We start from the raw sequence: 22240 nt of genomic DNA, 5'->3' as shown, positions 1-22240 counted from the left end.
CGGGTTCGGGCGTCACGGCCGCCCGCGCGGGTCATCGGTGCAACGGCGCCAGGCCCGCTGAAACCCGGCGTCGCCGGGCCGCCCGTAGCACCAGCCCTCCGCGATGAGCCGTCGGTCGACGACGTCGCGCCGCGCACAGGCATCGAGGGTTCGGGGATCGCCGCCGCGCCCGCCCCGGCAGGCCGCGTTGAGGGCCGCCCAATCCTGGAGGAGCGGCGCGCGCGCATCGGCCGCCTGCCAGGCGCGGGCGTCGGTGGCACCGAGCGAGGCGATCAGGAGAACGAGCCATCTCATGGGGGCGTCCCTCATCCTCGACGTCAATCGATTCCAGCCAAGTCGCCGAGCTCGGCGGTGCGGCGCGCATCATGCACGCGCAGGCAGGTCAGCACGGCTTGGTTGCGGCCGGTCCCACCCGTGAAGGCGACCGGGACCTCCGCCTCGCAGCGCAGGCGCGCGTAGATGCGCCAGGCGCGCTGGGTCCGCTCGAGGGTCTCACGCGCTGCGGGCCGTTCGGCGTCGGAGATCGTGGGACTGCGCGCGATGGCCGCCCGCGCCTTCGCCAGGGCCTGCCGGACCCGCCGGGCGCTTCGCTCCGTCAGGGTCTGCAGGCAGGCGATGCGGCTCTCGGCCTCCCGGCATTGCGCCGTCGTGCCGGGGATGTCGGTGAGGTCCGCCTCTGATGCACCGGTTGCGAGGGTTGCCGTTCCGAGCCACAGGAACGAGCCCGTGAGAAGGATTGCCGGACGGATCATGACGAGGCTCCTCGGGCTCAGCGCACTGCGATGGACGCGGCGATGCGATCGATCCGCGCGAGAACGTCCCGCTGGTCCGCACCGGCGAGGCCGATGACCCGCAGGTACCCTGCGCCATCGAAGCGGATCGTCTGGTGCACACTCATCATCCGGCCGGACCGTGTGTCGCTGCCGGTCCCGCGCAGGCGGACCACGGCCGCACCTCCGACGGTCGAGTTCTTCTCGTCCGCGACCGCGATGTCCCGCACCTCGCGGATGGTGCCCAGGGCCTTGCGGGCGAAGGCGCCTTCCTGGCCGGGCGCGACCGGAACCTGGCCCAGCGAGGGCGCCACGATGACGATCGCCTGCTCGCCCTCCGGATCGATGTCCTTGGGGCCGTCGGTGAGCAGAAGGGCATTGCCCATCAGGGTGCGGACCGGGCGGAAGCCCGCCAGATCGCCGACGGAGTAGGGCAGGGCCGCGATCTGGTCGGCGACGTTGCCGGGTGCCCGGAACGCGATCGTCCCGAGTGCCGCCTCCACGGCCTTGTCGGGCACCTGCCGGCGGGCGGCCTCGGGGACCTGGACGGTGACGAGGCCGGTGCCGGCTCCGCCCCGCACCACCGCGATCCACTTGGTGTAGGCGAGTCCGTTGGCCGATTGGCTGCCGCGCAGGAGCCGGCCCTCGCCCCCTGTCACGGACAAGCCCTCGCCCGTGCCCTTCGCGACGAAGCCGGTCGGTCCGAGGGCCTCGGGCGTGAATTTGGCGACGAGCTGTCCGTAGGCCTCCGCCGGCATCTCGATGATGACGATCGAGGCGCCGGAGGGGTGCTCGAACCCAGCGAAGGCCTTGGCCGGAACCATCCCGGGCGGCGGAACGAGACCGACCGCTCCGGTGGGCGGAAACGTCGCCTCGGCGGCATGGGCGGGAGCTGCGAGAAGGCCCAGGAGGGCGAGCAGCCGCAGGACGGCGTGGCGGGAGCGCGGAAACGACATGGGCGGGACTCCGGGGCTTCAGCGCGTCGCCACACGGCTGATGACGAAGATGTTGCCCGAGAACTGCACCTGGCCCGGCGCGCTCATGTGCTCCAGCATCAGGCGCAGGTTGCGGCCGAGACGCGCCGAATCCGAACGGGTCTCGTACCAGTACTCGGCCGACGCGCCGCCGGAGCGCACCGGACGGTGGTGCTCGTAGCAGCGGAACGCCGCCATGTATTCCTCGGCCGCCTGGACCTCCTGGGCCGAGAAGCCGCTCAGCTTCACGGTGTAGGCCGTCGGCAGGCCGCCGCAGGCCTCGCCCCCCGGAACCGCCGCGGGCGCACCGCCCGCGAGGGGCGGGGCGGTGAAGGCGGGGCCGCCCGCGTCGGTGCCGCGCCGGGGCGCGACGACACCGTCGAGCTTCGCCGTCAGGGCCGCCGCGACATCGGCCGCGATGGTCTTCGCCTCGGCCCCGACCCGCTCGAGGAGGCATTCCCGGTCGCAGCCCTGAGGCAGGGGCGGCAGCTGCACGCCGGCGACCTCGAAGGCACCGAGCGACTGACCGGTCCGCACGTTGAGAAGGCGACCCGGAATGCGCACCTCCGGCCGCACGATGTCGGAGTAGGCGGACTTCGAGGCCGAGGCGTAGACCTGGAACACCGCCACCACGTCCACGGGCGGGTTCTGTACGGCGCGGGCGACCTCGATCAGCTCGGCGTCGCGCCGCCGGACACGGTTGGGCTGGGTGAAGCCCATGGCCACGGCGGTCTCGTCGTAAACGTTGTAGCCGCGCAGGTTCATCGTCTCGGACAGTTCGGTGATCACCCGCTGGAAGATGCGGTTGCCGCGCGGCACCGAATCCTCGTCGGCATCTTCGCCCATCACCACGATGTTGGGCTTTGCCTGCGCCTGGGCCGGCGTGACGAGCCCGGAGAGACCCGCCGAAAGGATCGCGGCGAGGGCGGCGGTGCGGAACACGGCGGTCCGAAGTAGCGGCATCATCTCTCTCCTGAGTCTCGGGGTCGGGGTCATTCGGAGCAGGCTGGCGGCGTCGGCGCCGCATCGAAATCGTCGAGGTCGAGGGCGACCCTGAGGCGCGGATCGGCGAGGGAGGGGCCGCCGCAAGCCGTCTCGGCGACGGGCACCACGAAGCGCAGGGCGCCGGTGCGAGCGGGCGCGATCAGGCTCACCTCGACGCGGCGGTTCACCCGCGCGAGCGGCGCGGCCGGGTCCTTCAGGCGGCTCGGCCCCCAGCCGTGGACGCGCAGGCGCCCCGGTGCGATGCCGTAGATCTCGACCAGGTGGGCTTTCACCGCCCTGGCCCGGGCCAGGGAGAGACGCCGGTTGTGCGGGGCGGCCCCCGCCGCATCGGTGTGGCCGGCGATGAGGAAACCGTGACCGGCGAGATCCGGCGAACGCAGCGCCTGCCCCAGGGGTTCGAGCTGGATGCGCGCTTCGGGCGTCAGGCGCGCGCTGTCGTAGGCGAAGAATACGGTGAGATCGACCGAGCGGCCTGCATCGACACGCAGGGCCGGCCCGCCGTCATCGGGCACGACGGCCCGCACCGGGGCACCCGGGTTGCCGTCGGCGAAGGGCGCGAGGGACCGGATGATGGCGGTGGCATCGGGGTTGCGCACCGCCCCCTCCGCCCGCTCGCTGACCCCGTCACGCGGCGCCGCGTCGAGTCGGGCGCCTGGCACTTCCGTCAGCGGGTTGGCGCGGGCCGCCTGACCGAGCAGGGTGGCGAGGGTGAGGGCCAGGATCAGTCCCGAGCGTCCACAGAGCGCGCGCGCAGCGCGATCGAGGGCGGCTGTCTCGGTGAGCCGCACGGGCTCAAGGTGGCGGGCGGGCGCGTCATCGATCCGCATGGGATCCGATCCTCTTCATATTCGGGGCCTTGCTCCCGCCCCGCACACCCTGTCCATGGACGGACCAGAGCGGTTTTCGCCGCCCGGCCCGGTGTGATGCGTCGAATTTCCTAGCGGCGATCAACGACCGCGCAGGATCGCGTTCATCCGATCCGGATCGAGGGCGCCGTCGGCGGCGGCAGCCGGTGCCGCAGGCGGGCGAGGTGGGGTCGCGGCGGCGCTGGCCGCAGGGGTAGTATCCGCGGGCGGATGCCCTTGCGTGGCGGCGATCTCCGCCAGGATGCGACTCTTCCCGAGGATCGCCGAGAGGCGCGTGGCGTTGTTGAAACTCGACGGGTCCTTCGGGTCGAGCCCGCCTTCCTTGTGCAGCGCGACGCCCGCCACGGAGGCGTCGAACATCAGCGAGCCCGAGGAGCCCCCGAGTGTGTCGCAGCGGTGGCGCAGATCGGGTCCCTCGCCCTGATCCTTCACGGCGAAGCAGCGAAAGCGGCTCATCACCTTCGGCCGCCCGAGGGGATGATGGATGACGAGCATGGACCGGTTGCCCGACACCGCCGCACCGGAGAGCCGGGCGGAGCCGTAGATGGCGGTCGGGTTGCCGGCGACGCGGGCGAGGGCGAAATCGAGGCGCGGGTCGAATTCCAGGGGCTTCGGATCGAGGTCGAAGCGCCGCGAGCCCTGCCCGTCCAGGGTCAGGTAATCCATGAGGATCGACGCCTTCACCGGGGTCAGGTCGCCCGCCTGCGGCAGGCAATGGTGGTTCGTCAGCACGTAGTCGCCGGGCAGCAGCGTGCCCGTGCAGGAGGCGCCGACGGTCTGGCCGCTGCGAGTGTTGCGCAGGACGATGTCCACCCGGCCGATCGGGCGCGCAAGCGCCGCGAGCGCGTCCTTTGGGTCGAGTTCGGCGATGGGCTCGAACGCGCCCTTGTTGCGGTCGACGTAGGAGGCCGCATCGCCGGTGGTCTGTCGCAGAGGTAGCTGGGCGCGCCCATAATCGGCGGGATCGAACCCGACGCTCTGGGCTTGCGCGCCCTCGGCGACGGCGAACGTCAGGATCAGGCAGGTTCCCCGCAGGATCGAGCGGCGCGTTCGGCGGCTCTCGGCCATCCCTGTTCTCCTCTCGGCGACGGCGTTATGCCCGCCGTCCGACGCTGCGTCAAAAAGCGACGGCTGCGACCGGTGATTGCAGCATCACCGTCGCAACGCGTGTTCGAGACGATCCGACGCGCTCGGCACGCCCGCCTCCGATAGGGCTTGGACCACGTAGACGAGGTTCTGGCGGCTGCCCTCCCGCAGGAAGTAGGCCTGCGCCCCGTCGGGAAGGCGCACCGGCGGCAGGGCAGCGGCGGCCAAGGCCGGGTCGACCGCGAGGCGGGCGCCGGGTCGCACGAGGCGAAAGGCCAGGCCGCACAGGTCCGGGGCGAGCCGGCTCGCGCGCAGGCGTCCGCTCGCTTCCGACGGAACGGCGCGACGCTCGGGCGGATCGGCACCGAACGCTACGCGCCGGCACGAGGAGCCCGCCGGCGCGACGAGTTCCTCGACCTGCACGCCTGGCGGCGGCGCGCCGCCATCCGGCAGGGTGGCCGGTCGAGCCTTGACCGCGTCGACCTCGGCAAGGGCCGGGGGGGCCTCCGGTCTCTCCTTCGTCGGATGGCCGTCGAGCGCCATGAGGATCGCGACCAAGGCCGTCGCGATCACGAGACCGGCCGCGACGGCAGGCGGCGCACGACGACGCCGGCCAGCGGTGGCAACGGTCGGCAGGGTGCCGCGCACGAGCGCAGCGAGGGCGGCCGGGATCGATGCGGACGGCAGGATCGCCGAAGGACGCGCCCTCGGGAGAGCGCGGAAGATCCGTTCGGCCTGCGCGGCTTCGGGACCGCTGGGGAGAAGGACGTAGAGGTCGGCCCGCGCCGCCTCGGTCATCAGGTCGCGGGAGCGCTCGATCTTGTCGAGGAGCGCATAATCGGCGGCCAGGACAGCGAGGTCGAGATCGACGGCGCCGGTCGCCCAGACCACGAGATCCGCCTCGGACGGTTCGGGGGTCAATCGAAAGCCGTGTGCGACGAGGCCGTGGGCGAGGCAAACGGGCACCTCCCACGAGCGCCCGGCGTCGAACGACCCGCTGAGGCGCAGTTCGTAGGGCCCGGCGGTGATGCCGGGTAGGCGGGACAACGGGCCGCCTTCGGCCGCGAGCCGCGCGTAATCCCCGGACCAGTGCAGGGGGCGGTAATCGCCCACCGCGAAGGCGGCTGAGGTCGGCAGGCCGGGGCGCGCAGTCAAGCCGCGCAGCACAAGCGGGCCGCCGGTCGTCGGCACAACCACGAGAACCGAGGCCTGCGTCATGCCGGGGCGCCGATCATGCCGGGGCGCCGATCATGTGCGCGACATCATAGGAGAAAGGCCGCACAGGCCGGATCCCGCAGCATCGCCCCGAGGCGAACCGCCTCCGGGACCGCCGGATCGAGGGCGAGGAGGATCGCGCCCTCAATGGGGGGCGGCAGCGCGACCCGTAGGGTCTCGTCTCCCAGGATCACCTCGATGAGGCGTGGCGACCGGGCTTCGCTGCCCCGGAGGATCAGGAGCGGCGGAGCATCCTCCGTCGCGGCCAGGATTTCGAGGGTGAAGGCTCCGATGCGGCGCGACGCGACGGGGCCGTCCGAGGCCGCGACGGCGAAGGGGGCGTGCGCCATCGCCTGGCTGGCGAGGAGCGCGCGGTAGCGTCGGGCCGTCCCGGGGTCCGCCCGGATCGCCCGGACCGTCGCGAGATCGACCGGGCCGCCCGGATCGCGGGTGGCGTGTGCCCAGAGGGCGGCGACGCCCGGCCGGGTGGCGGGCGTCGCGGCGCGCGCCAAGGCACGCGCCAAGGCACGCGCGGCGTGGATTTCGGCGAGCAGCCGGGCCGCTTCGTCGCTCATGCCGTCGCTTCCGCCACGTAGGCTTGTGCGAAGGTTTTCGCGAAGATGTCCCGGTCTGCCGTGAAAGCCGGCTCCAGGGGACGGTGGCGCACCAATCCGGCGATCGCGCGCTGGAACCGGTCGATCTCTCCGGCGAGCCGCACGAGGGCCGAATCGGCGGCGGCGAAGCCTTCGGCCAGACGGGCGGGATCGTCGAACCCGGCGCGCCGGACCCGCCGAATATCGGCCCGAGCGGCGGCCAGCGCGTCACGCGTTTCCGGTGCGAGCCCTTCCGCCTCCGCCGGGACCCGGAGTGCCGCCGCGATGCGCAGCATCCGGTCGAGATGCGCCGCCAGCGCAGCGACCCTCTCCGCCAGGACCGAATAGGTCTCGGCCTCCATGCAGGCGACCCGCTCGGCGAGATCGAGGCCGCCACCACCACGCCGCAGACGGTTGGACAGGCCCGCCTGGACCCGCCCGAAGCTCGTGGCCCGCAGCGCGGTGAGCGGACGGGTGCGGTGGAACGGCTCCAGGCGCAGGAGATCGGCGAGATCGTCGCGCTCGGCCCCCGTCAGGATCTTGGGGCCTTCCGCCAGGCCGGCGAGAAGATCGACCAGGGTCTCGGCCGGGTCGCCCGCGACGAGGTCGGCCAACGACGCATCGAGGCGCTCCTCCCACCCCACATGCGCTTCGAGGGAATCGGCCGCCGTCAGGTTGTCGAGGCCGTTGCGCAGGCCTGCCGCGGCCTCGAAGGTGACGAAGTGCTCGGCGATGGTGCGGAAGCCCGGCCGTTCGCCCTGTTCCATCTCGCTGCACCAGAACGCGAGGATGTCGTCGTCGTCGAACTCCGCTCGCCCGCGCAGGTAACCGAGGAGCCCGCGGAAGCGTCGCTCCAGGGGCGCGAGCGGCAGATGGGCGTTGCGGTAGGCGGCGAGGTGGCGGCCTAGGCGCTTGCCCAACAGGGGGGCCGCGTCGCCATCGGGCGTCTCGGCGAGCTCCCCGAACCAGCCGGACAGGAGAGCGAACTGCCCGAGATCCTCCGCCGTCAGCAGGAACTCGGCCAGCGCCAGCAGGCGTGCGAGCCCGGCCCAGGTGGTGCGCCAACCCGCGCCGTCGGCGAAAACGAGGCCGCGTTCGTCGGCGCAAACCCCGTCCGCCCGCGCCTCGCCGAAGCGCGCGGCGATGGCGTTCGGCCTGGCGAGACCCGGATCGAGGGCGAGGGAGACGAGGTCGCGTCCGTCCCGGGCGGACGTGAGCCGGGCGAGGGCACATAACGCGTGGGCGAGGTCCCAGAGCGGCTTGTCGCGGTTCGGCCGCACGGCGCCGGTCACGACGCGCGCGAGCCAGGCCCGATCCTCCCGGGACAGGTCGCGCCCCTCGCACACGTTGGCGAGGTCGGCCGCGCATCGCTCGTCGTATCCGCCGGTCATGTCCCCGCCCGATCCCTTCCGCGATGTCCCGGACGGTGCAGCGATACCGCCCACGCGTTCGGCCGTCATCCCCGTCAACGCACGCCCGTCAACGCACGCCCGTCAGCGCACGACGATGCGTGCCGCCGCCTCGGTCACGCCGGGTGTCGCCCGGATCCTGTCCACGAGATCGAGCACCTCGGGTGCCTGTAGGAGCCTGGCGTCGGATTCCGTGCCGGGGGCAACGGCCAGCCAGCGCGCCTCCAGTTCCGGCGGCAGGCCGCCCGAGACCCCGAAGCAGGCGAACAGGTTCTCGAATGGCGCGCCCGCGACGATCTCGTCGAGCCCGTAGCCGCGTGGGTAGCGCCGGACGTCGCCGGCCTTGAGAGGAACGGAGGAGGCGGGATTGCCGCGCACCGGCAGGGCGACGAAGGCGGTCTCGTCGGGGGCGACGACCCAGCAATAGAGGCTCTGAGCGGCCTTCGATTCGATGCGCATCTCCAGGCGCTGCCCCGCCGAGAACGGCGTAGCGGTGGCGGAGACCGCGAGGCGTCCGCCGTCGGTCCGGGCCGTCGCCGCCAGATGGTCGAGGAAGGGGCGGGGGGTCGGGTCGCAGCCGAGCCCCTCGGTGCCGATGCGCCGTCGCCCGGTGGGCGCCAGTACGGCGCCGTCGCGCTGGAACTCCAGCTCCATCCAGGCACGGGCATTGCCGCCGGCGTCGCGATCCTGGGAGAAGCGCCCGCGGGCGGTGACCGGGCCCTCGCAGGTCGTCCCCGGCGGATTGCGGCGGACATCGAGGCGGGCGCCCTTCAGGATGCGGTTGGCCGAGCGGGCCTCGGCGTCCAGGGCGATGACGAGGCGGTCGGTCAGCGCGCCCGCGCAGGTCGAATGGCCGCCCTCGGCCACGAAGGGACAGATCGCGACGGCGCCGGCATTCGGCGCTGCCTGCGCGAAGGCCCGGACCGCCAGCTCCATCACCGCATCGATATCCGCGACGCCTGCGCCGACCCGGATCGGTACGACGACGGGCTCGCTGGTGGCCTTGCAGGCGGCGCTCCGGGTGATGGCCTGGAGTCGGAACGCGGCTGTCTCGCCGGCCCGGCGGGGCTCCACCAGGAACACGCTGGCGTCGCCCGCGAAGGCCTCGCGGATCTGCGCCTCGGCCTCGGCGCCGGAGAGACCGGTGGTGCCCTCGCGCAGGGCCTTGATCCGTACCACGTCGGCCGCCGCCGCGAGGCGAACCCGGCCCGTCGCCTGGAGCCGACTCTCCACGGCGAGGCGCACCTCCTCGGCCTGCTCGCGGGAAAGCGCGGTCTGGCCGGGCTCGACGCCGACCACGGCCAGCCGGAGGTCGGCCCGGCCGGCGCAGGCGGCGACGGCATCGACGAACGGCGCCAGGGCGGCGGTGCCCGGATCGGCGGCGGCGGGCGTGCCGACCAGGGCCGCGAGGAGCCCGAACGCGCGAGCGCGTCTCATTCCGCCTCGTTCGCCTTGGCGTATTGGTCGAGGGCGCGCACGAAGACCGGGTTGAAGCGTCCGTCGAGGGCGCCCGAATAGTAGTCGGCCTCCTTGATGGCGCGCTGGACGGCGCGGATCGTCTCGGGCTTCAGCTTCTGGGCGCCCGTGTCGGTGGCCGAGACGGAGGCGGCGCCGAGTTCGCCGCGCTTGAGCGCCCGCAGCACCAGGCCGGAGGCGCTGACCCCCGGGAAGTACCGGCCGAAACCGTTGTCGATCAGGGCCGCCATGGTCGCCATGGCGACGGGATCGCCCTTGTCGGCGGCCTGACGGAACAGGTCGAAGCCCTGTCGCAGATCCTTCGGAAACCCGTGGGCGCCGGTGGCGTAGTGCGGCACGAGCTTCGAGATGGAGGCGACGTCGCCGGCTTCCGCCGCGCGCTTGTAGAGCGCCACGGCCTGAGCCTCGTTCTTCGGGATGCCGTTGCCGTATTCGAGCATGCGGGCGGCGTTGGCGAGGGCGACCCGGTTGCCGCCCTCGCCGGCCTGCCGGTAGAGGCGGAACGCGTCCGCCTGCGCGCGCTTCACGCCCTGGCCGTTCTCGTAGAGCGTGGCAAGGTTGTTCATCGCCGAGACGCTGCCGGCCTTGGCCGCGCCGTCATAGGCCGCGAAGGCCTCCTTGTAGCGGTCGGACTTGTCGTAGGCGCGGCCGAGCTGGTAGGCGAGGCGGCGCAAGGTCGGGTACGAAGCGGCGGCGGCGCGACAGGCCTCGATGGCCGCGCTGGCCTCGATCCGCCCGAGCTTCACCCCCGTCACGCCCTTGGGCCGGTCGGGGTCGTCGGTGCCGGCGGCGAGGTCGTCGCAGCGCTTCACGCGCGGATCGCCGTTCGGGTCCGAGCCGCCGAGATAGCCCTCCGCGAGGCTGCGGTAGGCACAGACCTCGCCGCAGGAATCGAGATAGGCCTGGTACTGCCGCTGCTGGCCGAACCGAGCCCAGTTCTCCTGGTCGATGGCTGCCGCGTCCCTGCGCTTACCGGAGAGCAGCCTTTCCATGGCCTGGGGCCTGTGGGCGCAGACCTCGCCGCAGGTGCCCACATAGGCCTCGACGGCCTCGCGGGTGCCGAGGGTCTCGGCACGGCGCCACGCCGCCTCGTCGCGGACCGCCGCGACGCCCTTGGCGACGGCCTCGACGGGCAGGGAGGCCTTCAGCACGATGGGCGCATCGTCGATCTCCGGCACCTGCTCGCGGCCGCTGGCGCGGCGCGCGGCCTCCTCGACCTCCGTGCGCAGGTAGCGCTTCAGCTCGGGCCATTGCACCTGCCCGTCGCCGTTGCCCTGCCGATCCGTCGCGTCGGCCAGCCCAGAGACGCCCATGAGGAAGCGGCTGGTGAGGAGGCCGAGCCGGTTCGCCTCGTCCCAGTTGGCCGGCGTCGCACTGGAGGTGGCGACCATTCGCACGATTCCGGTCTCGGCCTTCGGCCGGGACGGGGCGAAGCCGGGTGCCGAGACGGCGAGCAGGCTTTCGCCCTTGCGGCCGGTCTCACCGGTGAAGCAGGCATCGACCATCACCACGAGCTGGCGCTCGGCGCCGATCTTGCGCTTCACGAGGTCGAGGTTGCGGTAGAGGGTCTCCAGGCTGTAGCCGCTCTCGCCCTGGTTGGGGTTGCCGTCCTCCGGCAGCAGGAAGGGCTGTTTCGTGGCCAGATCCGGTACGCCGTGGCCCGAGTAATACATGAAGACGTTCGAGCGGCCCTCGCGCACGCTGCGCCAAAGCCGGCCCGATTGCGGGTTCCGCTCGGTGCCGAAGGCCTGATTGAACTCGTTGAGAGTCGCGTCCTTGAGGACGAACACGTTGGTGTCGCGGTAACCGAGCCGCTGGACGAGGTAGGCCCGCATCGCCTCGGCATCGTTGTGCGCGAAGTCGACCGGCACCGTCTGCTTGTAGCTGCGGTTGCCGATCACGACGGCGACGGAATCGGCATTGTCGGAGAAGATGGCGGGATCGGGCGCGGCCCGGACCGGCTCGACGGCACCGGCGAGGAGCGTGATCTGGGCGAGAACCCCCACGAGCCAGCGGGTGGCGCGAGCCCGCGCATTCCGGACCGTTATGTTGTTCCTCATGCACGGGCTCTCCTTGCCACATGGAAGAAGACGGGTTCCGACGAACGCTCGGTGGGTATCCGACCGGACGTCGAGGGTAAATTCGGCCGGAGCATGGCGCGCAAGGCCATTACCTTGCAACCAGCGCGATGGCGAGGCTGAGGACCGCCAAGTGAAGGGGCGAGAGGGCGATCAGCATGATGGCGCTCCCTACGGCAGGTAGAGACCGCGTCCGCACCGGCGCATGCGGCGCGCCTCGACATAACCGGTGTCGCGGTTGAACACCTCGACCGTCCGGTAGACGCAGTACCGTCCCGAGTTGCGGCCGTTGTAGTAGACCCCGCCATTGTCGAGATCGACGCCGAGGAACTCCTGATTGCCGCCTCCGCTGGCAGCCCTGTCGGTCCCCTGGGCGAGAACCGGAGACGTGCCGCCGAGCAGGCCGACGAGGACGAGAATCGAGATCGAGCGCATGTGACGTCTCCCTGGTTGGGCGGCGCCGGCCGCCCTCCCCGGGCTCATGGGTCGGCTAGACCCGGTTTTGCGCGGCGGCCGGCCCGGACGATCGACTTTCATGTCCCCACGATGGTCCACGGGCGGCCTGAGCGAAGCCCACATCCGCATCGCGAAGCGATCAACCGGCATGACGCGCTACGGTCGCGATGCCTTGACATATATCTAATTCGCATCTTAGTTATACGCAGATTAAATATATGGTGATGCCATGTCTGAGCACGCGTTCCTCGCAGCGTACGATCCGAACGCCTTCGCGCGCCCGGCGCTCACCGTCGATCTCGTGCTGATGAGTATCCATGCCGACCGCCCGGCGGCCCTGCTGCTGAAGCGGACCGAGCACCCCCATGCCGATCGCTGGGCGCTGCCCGGCGGTTTCGTCGGGATGGACGAGACCCTCGACGCGGCCGCCGAACGCGTCCTCCGCGCCAAGGCCGGCATCGCCGGGCCGCACCTCGAGCAGCTCTACACCTTCGGTGCCCTCGACCGGGACCCGCGCATGCGCATCGTCTCCGTGGCCTATCTCGCGCTCCTGCCGGAAGCCGCGTTCCGGCAGGCCCTGGACGGCGCGGCGGAGCTGTCGGCGGCCATCGTCGAGGTGCCGTGGGCCGGCGAGACCGGCGGCCCCGTCACGGCATTCTCCGCGCAGGATCGGGAACGGCGGAGCCCGCTGTCCCTCGCCTTCGACCACGCCGACATCCTGGCCCTCGCGATCCTGCGGCTGCGGGGCAAGCTCGACTATTCCGGGATCGGCTTCGCCCTGCTGCCGGAGCACTTCACCCTGCGCCAATTGCAGGACGTGCACGAGGCGATCCTCGGCATCCCCCTCAACAAGCCCGCCTTCCGCCGCCGGATGCTCGACCGCGGCTGGCTGGCACCGACGGGGGCCCGCGAGGCCGGCACCTCGTTCCGCCCCGCCGAACTCTACCGCGTTCGGAAACCGCTCTGAATCCGCGTCCATCCTGGAGGAAGATCTCATGGCCACGATCCGCAATTTCGGCCCGATCGCGCAATTGAAGAGCGAGGCGAGCAGCCACGTCATCCGCTACCGCAACGGCCGCGTCCGGCAGAGCGGCCGGGGGCTCGTCTTCTGGTTCCGGCCGGAGACCGCGAGCATCAGCGAGGTGCCGATGGACGACCGCGAGATGACCTTGTTCGTGCGCGGCCGCAGCCGCGACTTTCAGACCGTCGTGGTCCAGGGGACTATCGGTTGGCGCGTCGTCGATCCGGACCTGCTCGCCGGCCGCGTCGATTTCTCCCTCGGACTGCACACCGGCAAGCCGCGCGGCGAACCCATCGAGCGCATCGAGGCGCGCCTCAGCGGCATCGCCGGCCAGGCGGTCCTGCAGGAGATCGGCGGAAACCCCGTCGGCGCGCTGCTGGACGCCGGCCCCGAACCCCTGCGCATCGCCCTCGAGTCAGTGCTGGGAGCGGCCCCCTCCCTCGCCGAGATCGGCGTCGCCGTGGTCTCGGTGCGGCTCACCAACCTCGCGCCCACGAGCGAACTGGAGCGCGCCCTGCAGACGCCGACCTTCGAGTCGCTTCAGCAGAAGGCGGACGCGGCGACCTTTGCCCGCCGCGCCCTCGCCGTCGAGAAGGAGCGCGCCATCGCAGAGAACGAGCTGGAGACCCGCACGGAACTCGCTCGGCGCGAGACGGTGCTCATCGCGCGCGAGGCGGAAAATGCCCGCGACCGCGCGGCCGGCCTGGCCGAGGCCCAAGGGCTGGAGGCGGCGGCCGAGGCCGAGCGCATCCGCCTCGTCGAGGGTGCCAGGGCCGAGGCCGAGCAGCGGCGCGCGGCCATCTATCGCGACCTTCCGCCCGCTGTGCTGCTCGGGCTGGCCGCCCGTGAACTCGCGGGCAAGCTCGAGACCATCGAGCACGTCAACGTCACGCCCGACCTTCTCGCGGCCGTCCTGGGCGAGTTCCGCAAGCCGGCCCCACCGGTGGCGCCGCCGGCCTTCCCGCGCTGAGGACACCATGTCCGTCGTCCCCCCGCGCGCCGTGTTCGTGATCCGCGACACCGACTACGAAGCCCTCCTGGCCCGGCACGCCACCCGTGGCCAGGCCCGGTTCTTCCTGGAGAGCCGCGGCCAGAACCTCGCGGAGATGGAAGCGCGGCACGCCCGCTTCCACGCGGTACTCGGCCAGGCGCGCGCCGCCGTGCCGGGGGCGTGGCGGCAGGCTCTGGCACGGCGCGGCGACCTCGACCGGTTCCTGTTCGCCCCCGATGACGTGATCGTCGCGGTCGGACAGGATGGCTTGGTCGCCAACGTGGCGAAGTACCTGCGCGACCAGCCGGTGATCGGCGTCAATCCGGCGCCCGATCTCCACGACGGCGTGCTGGCCCGCGTCGCGGTGGAGCGCCTGGGGCCCTTGCTCGCGGCCAGCGTCGCCGGGGCGGCGCAGATCGAGCGACGGACCATGGTGCGGGCGGTGCTCGACGACGGGCAGACGCTACTCGCGCTCAACGAGATCTTCGTCGGCCACCGCAGCCACCAATCCGCGCGCTATCGGATCGAGGCGGACGGTGTTTCGGAGGACCAGTCGTCGAGCGGTCTCATCGTCGCCTCGGGCACCGGTCTGACCGGCTGGGCCCGCTCCATCGGCGAGGCGACCCATCTCACCCTACGGATCGGCGTCGAGGAGGCGGCGGTGGGCTACTGGGTGCGCGAGCCGTTCCCCAGCGTGACGAGCACCACGGAGCTCCGCGCGGGCAAGCTCACCGGGGCGTCCCTCGCGGTCACGTCGCGGATGAACGACGGCGGCGTGGTGTTCGCGGACGGGATCGAGCAGGATTTCATCGCCTTCGAATGGGGCCGGCGCGTGCAGCTCGCGCCGGCCACCCACGCCCTCAACCTCGTGGTCGCGTAGGGTGGCGGCTCGGGCGCGCGTTCACGGACGGGGGTTTACGTAACACCCTCGCGATCGCGCGCCCTTGAGAAACCGCCCTGGACCGGGGCAGTCTCCGGCCGGGTGAGGCGGCACTGCGGTGCACCTCGGCGGGGGAAGCGGCATGGCGAAGGTCGAACGGGCGAGGACGGACGGCGAAACCCGCCAGCGGCCCCCGGCGGAGGTCGTGCACGCGGCAGAGCTCACACGGCTGCGAGCGGAGGATACGGCACCGCGCCCGCCCGGCTGGCAGCTCTCGCTCCAGGGCGTGAAGCGATTCATCTGCGGCGATGGGGCAGGGGAGCCGAAGGTCGTGTGCTCGCCGGCCCTGGTCGAGCGTGCCATGGTCACCCTGGCGACGTCGCGGGCCTTGCTGCTCATCGGCGAGCCCGGCACCGCGAAGAGCCTCCTGTCGGAGCTGCTCGCCGCCGCGATCAGCGGCGGCTCGACCCTGACGATCCAGGGCGGCGCCTCGCTCACCGAAGACCAAATCCGCTACGGCTGGAATTACGCGCTCCTCGTCGCGGAAGGGCCGAGCGAACGCGCCCTGGTGCCGGGGGCACTCCATACCGGGATGCGCGCGGGTCGCATCGTGCGGTTCGAGGAGATCACCCGCTGTCCGTTGGAGGTGCAGGACAGCTTGCTGTCCGTGCTCTCCGACCGCGTGCTCGCGGTGCCGGAACTGACGGGCGATGCCGGCATGGTCTATGCCCGCGAGGGCTTCAACCTCATCGCGACGGCCAACACCCGCGACCGGGGGGTCAACGAGATGTCGGCGGCCCTCAAGCGCCGCTTCGGCTTCGAGACGGTGTTTCCCATCGCGGACGCGGCGGCCGAACTCGCTCTGGTGCGCCGGGAAGCCACCGCACTCCTCGTCCGGTCCGGCGTGCCGCGCGCGCCCGACCCCGAAATCCTCGAACTCCTCGTGACCTGCTTCCGGGAATTGCGCGAGGCCGTGGATCACGAGGGCACCGGCCTGGAGCGGCTCTCCTCGGTGATGAGCACGGCGGAGGCCGTCAGCGTCGCCCACGCCATCGGCGTCAAGGCGCATTTCCTGCGCGGCGACGCGGGACGGCCGGAGGACATCGTCGCCTGCCTCGCCGGAACCGCCGCCAAGGACGATGCCGAGGATCTGGCGCGCCTGCGCCGCTACCTCGAACAGCGCGTCGGCCGCCGCGACGGCGCGGCGTGGCGCGCGCTCTACGCCGCCCGTCACCTCCTCACCCCGCAATGAACGGCCCCGAGACCGGCGAGCCGCTCACGGTCGTCGGCGTGCGTCACCATTCGCCGGCCTGCGCGCGCCTTGTGCGCCGTACCATCGAGACGGTTCGCCCGGCCCTGGTGCTCATCGAGGGGCCGTCGGACTTCAACCCGCACCTCGCCGACCTCGCCCTCGACCACGCCCTGCCGGTGGCGATCTTCTCGTTCCGGGCCACGGAGCACGCCAGCCACGCCTCCTACACGCCGTTCTGCGCCTTCTCGCCGGAATGGCAGGCCCTCGTCTCGGGCCGGGCCGTCGGCGCCGAGACCCTGTTCTGCGACCTGCCGGCCTGGGATCCGGCCTTCGGCCAGCGGAGAAACCGCTACGCCGACCCGCACGGCCCCCGGGCCGAAGCCGCCGAACGGGCGCTCGCCTCCGCCCTCGGCGCCGAGGATCAGGACGCCCTCTGGGACATGCTGGCCGAAGCCGCCCCGAAGCACGAGCTGCCGGACCGGCTCGCGCGCTACTTCGCCCTCCTGCGCCCGCCCGGCACGGACGATCCGGCCGAGGAGGCGCGCGAGCGCTTCATGGGCGCCCACGCGGCCTGGGCCCTGCGCGCGGCCGGGGGAAAGCCGGTGGTGCTGGTCTGCGGTGGCTGGCACGCGGAAGCCATCCGACGCTACGCGGCTCGGGCCGGCGGCGCCCGGCCCGAACCGGCACCGCCGGATCAGGGCGAGCGGACCGGCAGCTACCTGGTGCCCTATTCCTATGCCCGCCTCGACCGGTTCTCCGGCTACAGCGCCGGCATGCCCTCACCGGGCTACTACGAACACGTCGCCGCCGAGGGGCTCGACCCGGCGGCGGATTGGGCCGCCGGCACCATCGCGACCGCCCTGCGCGAGGCCGGGCAGGTGGTCTCGACCGCCGACCGCATCGCCTGGGCGGCGCATGCGGGTGCGCTCGCGCGCCTGCGCGCCCACCCGGCGATCCTGCGCGCCGACCTGATCGATGCGGCCCTGGCCACCCTGGTCAAGGACGCCCTCGATGCGCCGCCCGCCTGGACGGCGTCCGCCGCCGCCCCACGCCACGCGGCCCTGGCCGCGATGCTGCGGGCCCTGGCCGGCCACCGCGAGGGACGGCTCGCCCCGGGCACCCGACAGCCGCCCCTCGTCGCCGATGTGGAGGAGCGACTGCGCGCCGCCGACCTGGAACCCGGTCCGTTACGCCGACGCGTGCCGATCGACTGGGCCGAGCCCGCCGACCGCGCGCGGGCGCACCTGCTCCACCAGACCGTCGTCCTGGGACTTCCGGGCATCGGCCGCGAAGAGGGCCCCGACCTCGCCGAACCAGGACTGCCCCGCGAAAGCTTCGCGATCGCGCGGCATCCCGACTGGCCCGGCGCCCTGATCGAGGCCTCGCTCTGGGGCGGCACGCTCGCCATGGCCGCCACGGCTCGGCTCGCCGCGCGGATCGAGGCCGACCCGGACAGCCTGCACGTGCTGGCCCTCGCTCTCTCCGACGCGCTCTTCGCCGGCCTCCCCATCGAGGGTGACCTGCTCGGGCGGTTGAGCCGGGGCATCGCCACGGCGCACGCTGTTGCCGACCTCGGAGGTACCGGGCGCCGGCTCGTGCGCCTCCACCGCTTCGGCGCGGCCTTCGGGGAAACGGCGGCCCCGGCCCTCGCCCAACTCTGCGTCGCCCTGGGGGAGCGCGCGGTGTCTCTCATCGAGACCATCGTGGATGCCCGCGAAGGGCTCGGTGCCATCGAACTCGTCCTCGCCTGCCGCGACCTGTTCCGCGATTGCCGGGACACCGTGCCGGGCCTCGCACCGTTGCGCCCGCCCTTCGTCGCCATGCTGGGGCGGCGGCTGGCCGACCCGGACGCGCCGCCAGCGCTCGCGGGGGCCGCCCTCGGGTTCCTGGTCGCCTGCGGCGAGATCGGAGCGGGGCCGGACGAAGCCGCGCGCCGGCTACGCCGCTTCGGCCTGCCCGATACCCTCGGCGATTTCCTCGCCGGCCTGTTCGCCCTCGCCCGGGAAGAGGTCGCGCAGGATGCGACGCTGGCGGCCGTCGAAGCACTGGTCAGCGCCTGGGACGACGCGGATTTCCTGCGGGCATTGCCCGCGCTGCGCATGGCCTTCGCGTGGTTTCCACCGCGCGAGCGCGAGCGCATCGCTGCCGCGATCCTACGACGGGGCGGTATCGGCCCCGCCCAGGCAGAGGCCGAAGCGCTGGCCTGGATGCGGCAGGGCGCGATGCCCATCGACCAGGCCACGGCCCTCGCGCAGGAGGCGAGGGTCGCGGACAGACTCGCGCGGTACGGGTTGACCTAGATCAGTTCGACGGGGTCTATCTCTGCGCGGAAGGGGGGAACGGTATGCAGCGTTACGAACTGACCGAAGGATCGTCGTCCAAGTTCTGGGACGTGGGCGTCGAGGGATGCGACCTCACCGTCCGGTTCGGACGGATCGGGACCAAGGGTCAGTCCAAGGTCAAACGTTTCCCGGAGGCCGACGGTGCGCGGCAGGAACGTGACCGGTTGATCCTGGAAAAGACCCGCAAGGGGTATCGCCCCACGACCGGTGAGACCGACGCGACACCCGCCCCGGCGGCGATCGAGGTCCCACCGGAGGCCGGTCCCGTCTCCGCGAGCGCCATGCCCGAGGCAGTGCAGGCCGATCGGGCGATCTTCTCCGGCACGTCACTGCCGACCCGAACCCGGCCCGGCCCGGCCCTCGATCCCGCGGCCGACTGGCCCGCTTTCGTCGCCGCGATCCGCGACCTGCTGGATTTTGCGCCGGAGGGCGCCGACGCTGAGGCCGTCGCCCTCGCGGCTCGGCTCGACCGCGAGCCGCCGGCCCTCGACGCGGCACAGGCGCGCGATTGGTTGGATCTGCTTCGTGCCGCCTGTCCGACGATGGACCAACGGTTCTGGGGCCGGAAGCTCGGCCCCCGGGGTCCGGCGACTCGGGCCGCGTTCATGCATTTCGCCCGCTGGCTCGTGGCACGCTCCGGCATCGCCCCCCTGGTGAGCCTCTTCGACCAGCTTCGTCCCCGTCCGACCAGCAAGTACGGTACGATGCCAGCCTCGGTCTGGGACATCCCGAACAGCTTCGGGGTGCGCTCCGCCCTCACGGCGGCACCGGACGCGGATTTCGACGCCGCGCTCGCCGCCTGCCTCCGGCTTCACGCGGAGGACCCGGACCCGCATCTGGGTTTCTGGCTCACGTCTGTCCTGGCCGACGACCGCGCCGGGGCCGACCATGCGCTACGCGCCGCCGCCATGCTGGACCGTCACGGGACATCGCGCCTGTTCGTCCGCCAGGGTTACAGCGCCATGCCGTTCATCGTCGATCTACCGCCGTCGCAGGCCGCCTCGTGGCAGGCCGATCCCATGCACAAGGCAATCCTCGCAACCCGTGACGTGACCGCCGCCGAGGTTGCCGCGACAATGATCGCCGTGGCGCACGCGGCAGGCGAATCGGCAACGACCAGTCTCGTGTGGCTCCTGCGCGACGCCATCGGCGTCGACCGGACCATCGTGGCGAAGGCCCTCCTCGACACCGGTGCCGAAGAGGGCCTGATGGCGCTCCTACCCTTCACCGGCGCGAAGCTCGTCCGCGATGCCCTGGACGCGGCGGACATCGCCTTCCCCGACCGCATGCTCCCCGCCTATCTAGAGGCGATGGAGGGCAAGGGACAGGCGAAGGGCGGCCCGGCCTACGCGCCCCGCGCCATTGCCCTAGTCGGCCGTCACGGCGCGGAGGCGGCACGAGCCTGGGCCGCCTCCGGCGGCGGCAAGCTCTCCGGACGGCTCGACCGATTGCTCGCGGATGACCGGCCGCCCGCGCCGCGCGAGGCATGGCCGAGCATCCTGCGCGATCCCCCCTGGCGGCGCGGGGCCGCAGCGCGCGGGCGCATCGCTCTTAACCTGGCGCCGATCCCGACACCCTTCGCGCACGAATTCGACGCCGCGGAGGCGATGGATGACGCGACTTACGGCTACCGGGCGGGCTTCATCGTCGAGGGCATGGACCGCTTGGTGGAGCGGATTCGCGAGACCGAGGCCGAGGGCGAGGCGAAGTACACAAGGCCGATCCCGCCGCCCGTCACACCGGTCTCGGCGGTCGGAACTTCCCCGGAGGCCGCCCTGGAATGGCTCGACCGCCGGCTCGATCGGGACGGGTTCGGCGGATTTTTCTGCTACATCTACGATTCCTGGTTCACCGGCGTCACCTGGCAACCGGAACCGCTGGCGCTCATCCTCTGGGAGAAGACAGTCCCCCTGCTGGCACTCTCCGGGGTCCGGCACGACCAGACTGCCGCGATGGTCGTCCGCTTCGGCGAACGCGCCCTGCCGGGCCTCGTCGCCATCGTGGCGGCCGAGCCGGAGGATAAGCTTCCGCATGTGCTCAAGGTGGATGCGGCCGCCCTCACGCCCATCGCCGCGCGGGCCTTTCATCGGACCAAGCGGGCGCGGCCAGCGGCAGTGGCGTGGCTGCGCGCCCATCCCCGCACCGCCGCCCTGCGGCTCCTGCCCGATGCCCTCGGCGCCCCGGGCCCGGAACGCGACGCGGCCGATGCGGCGCTGCGCTTCCTCGCCTCCGAGCCCGCGGGCCGGGCGGCTTTCGACGCGGCGGTGGCGGCCTATGCGGCGATCGATCCGCGCGTGCCCGAGGCGGTGGTATCCGGCGTCGACAGCGATCCGCTGGATCAGGTGCCGGTCAAGCCCCCGAAGCTGCCGCCCTGGCTCGTACCCGCAGCCCTTCCGCGTCCGGTCCTACTCGCGGGCGGTACGCTGCCCGATGCGGCGATAACGGCGTTCTGCGAGATGCTCGCCTTCTCGTCCCCCCTGACCCCGTATGCGGGGATCGCGCCCGTGCGGGCGGCCTGCACGCCGGAGAGCCTCGACGCCTTCGCCCTCGCGGTGTTCCAGTCTTGGCTCGCGGCCGGCGCCAACGTGGCCGGCGAATGGGCGATGCGGACCCTCGCGCTCATCGGCGGCGACGCCTGCGCCCGCGATCTCACCCGTCAGATCCGTGCCTGGGGCCAAGCGGGCCTCAAACCCCGGGGCAAGGCCGGCATCGCCGTCCTCGCCGGCATCGGCAGCGACGCGGCCCTCATGAACCTCAGCGCGTTGGCCGAGAAGAACCCGCTGCTGCAGCTGCGCGAGGCGGCGCGCGACGCCATCGCGGACGCCGCCGAGACGCGCGGGCTCGATGCTGTCGAACTCGCCGACCGGCTCTCCCCCGATCTCGGCCTGGACGCACGCGGCGGCCTCGACCTGTCCTTCGGCACACGTCACTTCCGTGTCGGCTTCGACGAGACTCTGAGGCCCTGGCTACGGAATGCGGACGGCCAGCGGCTTCCCGCCCTGCCGCGCGCGACCAAGACCGACGACCCCGAACTGGCCAAGCAGGCGGCCAAGCTGTGGGCAGGGCTGAAGAAAGACGCGGAGGATGCGGGCCGGCTCCAGATCTCCCGGCTCGAGACCATGCTGGCGACGGGGCGGCGCATCGGGCCGGACGTGTTCCAGCCGTTCTTCGCGGGGCATCCGCTGATCCGCCATCTCGCCGGCCGCCTCGTCTGGGGACTCTACGAAGACCGGCTGGCAACGACCGCGCCGCGGGTCGCCTTCCGGCTGGCCGAAGACCTGACCGCAACCGATGCGGAGGATGCCGGACTCGACCTCGACCTCGCAGCCCTCGACGGCGTGGTCGGCCTCGTCCACCCGCTGCACCTGACCCCCGGCACCCTGGCGGCCTGGACCGCGCTGTTCGCCGATTACGAGATCGCCCAGCCGTTTCCCCAGCTCGCACGGGAGATTTACGCCTTCACGCCGGCCGAGGCGGCGGCCTCCGCCACGGATCGCTTCGACGGCGTGCGGGTCGCCGGGCGGCGCCTGCGCGGTCTGCGGTCTCAGGGCTGGTCGTCGGATACGGCAAGCGAGCATGTCTGTTCGGTGCAACGGCCTACCCCTCTCGGCGGAGCCGACCTCTTCGCCGTGCTCCGCTTCGAAGACGGTCTGTGGCATCGGTCCGGGCCGGAGGGCGACGAAGTCCAGACCCTGAGGGCGCTGACCCTGACCGAGACGGGCTGGGGTGCATCCACCGCGCATCGTTTCGGTGATCTCGATCCGGTGACCGCGAGCGAAATCCTGCGCACGCCCAGCCTGCTCGCGGCGACGGGCGGCGAATAGAG

18 protein-coding genes are annotated in these 22240 nt (G+C 72.3%); 6 read left to right on the top strand and 12 right to left on the bottom strand.

Going from position 1 to position 22240, the window contains the following annotated elements; genetic code table 11:
- Nucleotides 1-12: 12 nt before the first annotated feature.
- From ASF22_RS19970 to ASF22_RS19915, 12 genes are all read right to left on the bottom strand, one after another.
- Complete coding sequence (locus ASF22_RS19970) at nucleotides 13-294, bottom strand: hypothetical protein (RefSeq protein ID WP_056267523.1); 282 nt, start codon at nucleotides 292-294, stop codon at nucleotides 13-15.
- A 23-nt stretch (nucleotides 295-317) separates the two neighbouring features.
- Entirely contained in the window at nucleotides 318-752 is a 435-nt protein-coding gene (locus tag ASF22_RS19965; RefSeq protein ID WP_056267520.1) for a lysozyme inhibitor LprI family protein, read from the bottom strand.
- A gap of 17 nt (nucleotides 753-769) precedes the next feature.
- Nucleotides 770-1726, bottom strand: a complete 957-nt coding sequence (locus ASF22_RS19960) for a hypothetical protein (RefSeq protein ID WP_056267518.1) — start codon at nucleotides 1724-1726, stop codon at nucleotides 770-772.
- Nucleotides 1727-1744: 18 nt separating this feature from the next.
- On the bottom strand, nucleotides 1745-2710 hold the full coding sequence (locus ASF22_RS19955) for a hypothetical protein (RefSeq protein WP_244474350.1): 966 nt from the start codon (nucleotides 2708-2710) through the stop codon (nucleotides 1745-1747).
- Between the two features lie 26 nt (nucleotides 2711-2736).
- Nucleotides 2737-3576: an OmpA family protein gene (locus ASF22_RS19950; protein WP_082483868.1), complete on the bottom strand. Its 840-nt coding sequence runs from the start codon at nucleotides 3574-3576 to the stop codon at nucleotides 2737-2739.
- A 120-nt stretch (nucleotides 3577-3696) separates the two neighbouring features.
- Complete coding sequence (locus ASF22_RS19945) at nucleotides 3697-4683, bottom strand: serine protease (protein WP_056267515.1); 987 nt, start codon at nucleotides 4681-4683, stop codon at nucleotides 3697-3699.
- A gap of 84 nt (nucleotides 4684-4767) precedes the next feature.
- A complete protein-coding gene (locus ASF22_RS19940; protein ID WP_056267512.1) occupies nucleotides 4768-5919 on the bottom strand; it encodes a hypothetical protein in 1152 nt (383 codons plus the stop codon).
- 44 nt (nucleotides 5920-5963) lie between these two features.
- Complete coding sequence (locus ASF22_RS19935) at nucleotides 5964-6491, bottom strand: hypothetical protein (RefSeq protein ID WP_056267509.1); 528 nt, start codon at nucleotides 6489-6491, stop codon at nucleotides 5964-5966.
- Complete coding sequence (locus ASF22_RS19930) at nucleotides 6488-7900, bottom strand: hypothetical protein (protein ID WP_056267506.1); 1413 nt, start codon at nucleotides 7898-7900, stop codon at nucleotides 6488-6490. Before ASF22_RS19930 ends, ASF22_RS19935 begins: the two co-directional genes overlap by 4 nt.
- Nucleotides 7901-8002: 102 nt before the next feature.
- Nucleotides 8003-9355 (bottom strand): hypothetical protein, encoded by a 1353-nt coding sequence (locus ASF22_RS19925; RefSeq protein WP_056267504.1) that lies wholly within the window; start codon nucleotides 9353-9355, stop codon nucleotides 8003-8005.
- Nucleotides 9352-11454, bottom strand: a complete 2103-nt coding sequence (locus ASF22_RS19920; protein WP_056267503.1) for a caspase family protein — start codon at nucleotides 11452-11454, stop codon at nucleotides 9352-9354. Before ASF22_RS19920 ends, ASF22_RS19925 begins: the two co-directional genes overlap by 4 nt.
- A gap of 189 nt (nucleotides 11455-11643) precedes the next feature.
- Entirely contained in the window at nucleotides 11644-11907 is a 264-nt protein-coding gene (locus tag ASF22_RS19915; protein ID WP_056267500.1) for a hypothetical protein, read from the bottom strand.
- Nucleotides 11908-12157: 250 nt separating this feature from the next.
- Between ASF22_RS19915 and ASF22_RS19910 the strand changes: the two genes are divergently transcribed.
- The 6 genes from ASF22_RS19910 to ASF22_RS19885 all read left to right on the top strand — a co-directional run bounded on the left by ASF22_RS19910 (nucleotide 12158) and on the right by ASF22_RS19885 (nucleotide 22238).
- Nucleotides 12158-12895: an NUDIX domain-containing protein gene (locus ASF22_RS19910; RefSeq protein ID WP_056267498.1), complete on the top strand. Its 738-nt coding sequence runs from the start codon at nucleotides 12158-12160 to the stop codon at nucleotides 12893-12895.
- 28 nt (nucleotides 12896-12923) lie between these two features.
- Nucleotides 12924-13919, top strand: a complete 996-nt coding sequence (locus ASF22_RS19905; protein WP_056267495.1) for an SPFH domain-containing protein — start codon at nucleotides 12924-12926, stop codon at nucleotides 13917-13919.
- A gap of 7 nt (nucleotides 13920-13926) precedes the next feature.
- Nucleotides 13927-14820 carry an NAD(+)/NADH kinase gene (locus tag ASF22_RS19900; RefSeq protein WP_056167067.1) on the top strand — a complete coding sequence of 298 codons (894 nt, stop codon included), beginning with the start codon at nucleotides 13927-13929 and terminating at the stop codon, nucleotides 14818-14820.
- Between the two features lie 142 nt (nucleotides 14821-14962).
- Nucleotides 14963-16072 (top strand): AAA family ATPase, encoded by a 1110-nt coding sequence (locus ASF22_RS19895; RefSeq protein ID WP_056167072.1) that lies wholly within the window; start codon nucleotides 14963-14965, stop codon nucleotides 16070-16072.
- Nucleotides 16069-18372: a DUF5682 family protein gene (locus ASF22_RS19890; RefSeq protein WP_056267492.1), complete on the top strand. Its 2304-nt coding sequence runs from the start codon at nucleotides 16069-16071 to the stop codon at nucleotides 18370-18372. Before ASF22_RS19895 ends, ASF22_RS19890 begins: the two co-directional genes overlap by 4 nt.
- Nucleotides 18373-18416: 44 nt before the next feature.
- Nucleotides 18417-22238, top strand: a complete 3822-nt coding sequence (locus tag ASF22_RS19885; RefSeq protein ID WP_056267490.1) for a DUF4132 domain-containing protein — start codon at nucleotides 18417-18419, stop codon at nucleotides 22236-22238.
- The last annotated feature ends 2 nt before the right edge of the window (nucleotides 22239-22240 follow it).

Origin of the sequence: Methylobacterium sp. Leaf87 (genome assembly GCF_001422775.1) — a bacterium.
GTDB lineage: Bacteria > Pseudomonadota > Alphaproteobacteria > Rhizobiales > Beijerinckiaceae > Methylobacterium.
Note: the sequence above shows the minus strand (reverse complement) of the source record. Positions and strands in the feature narration are given on the sequence as shown.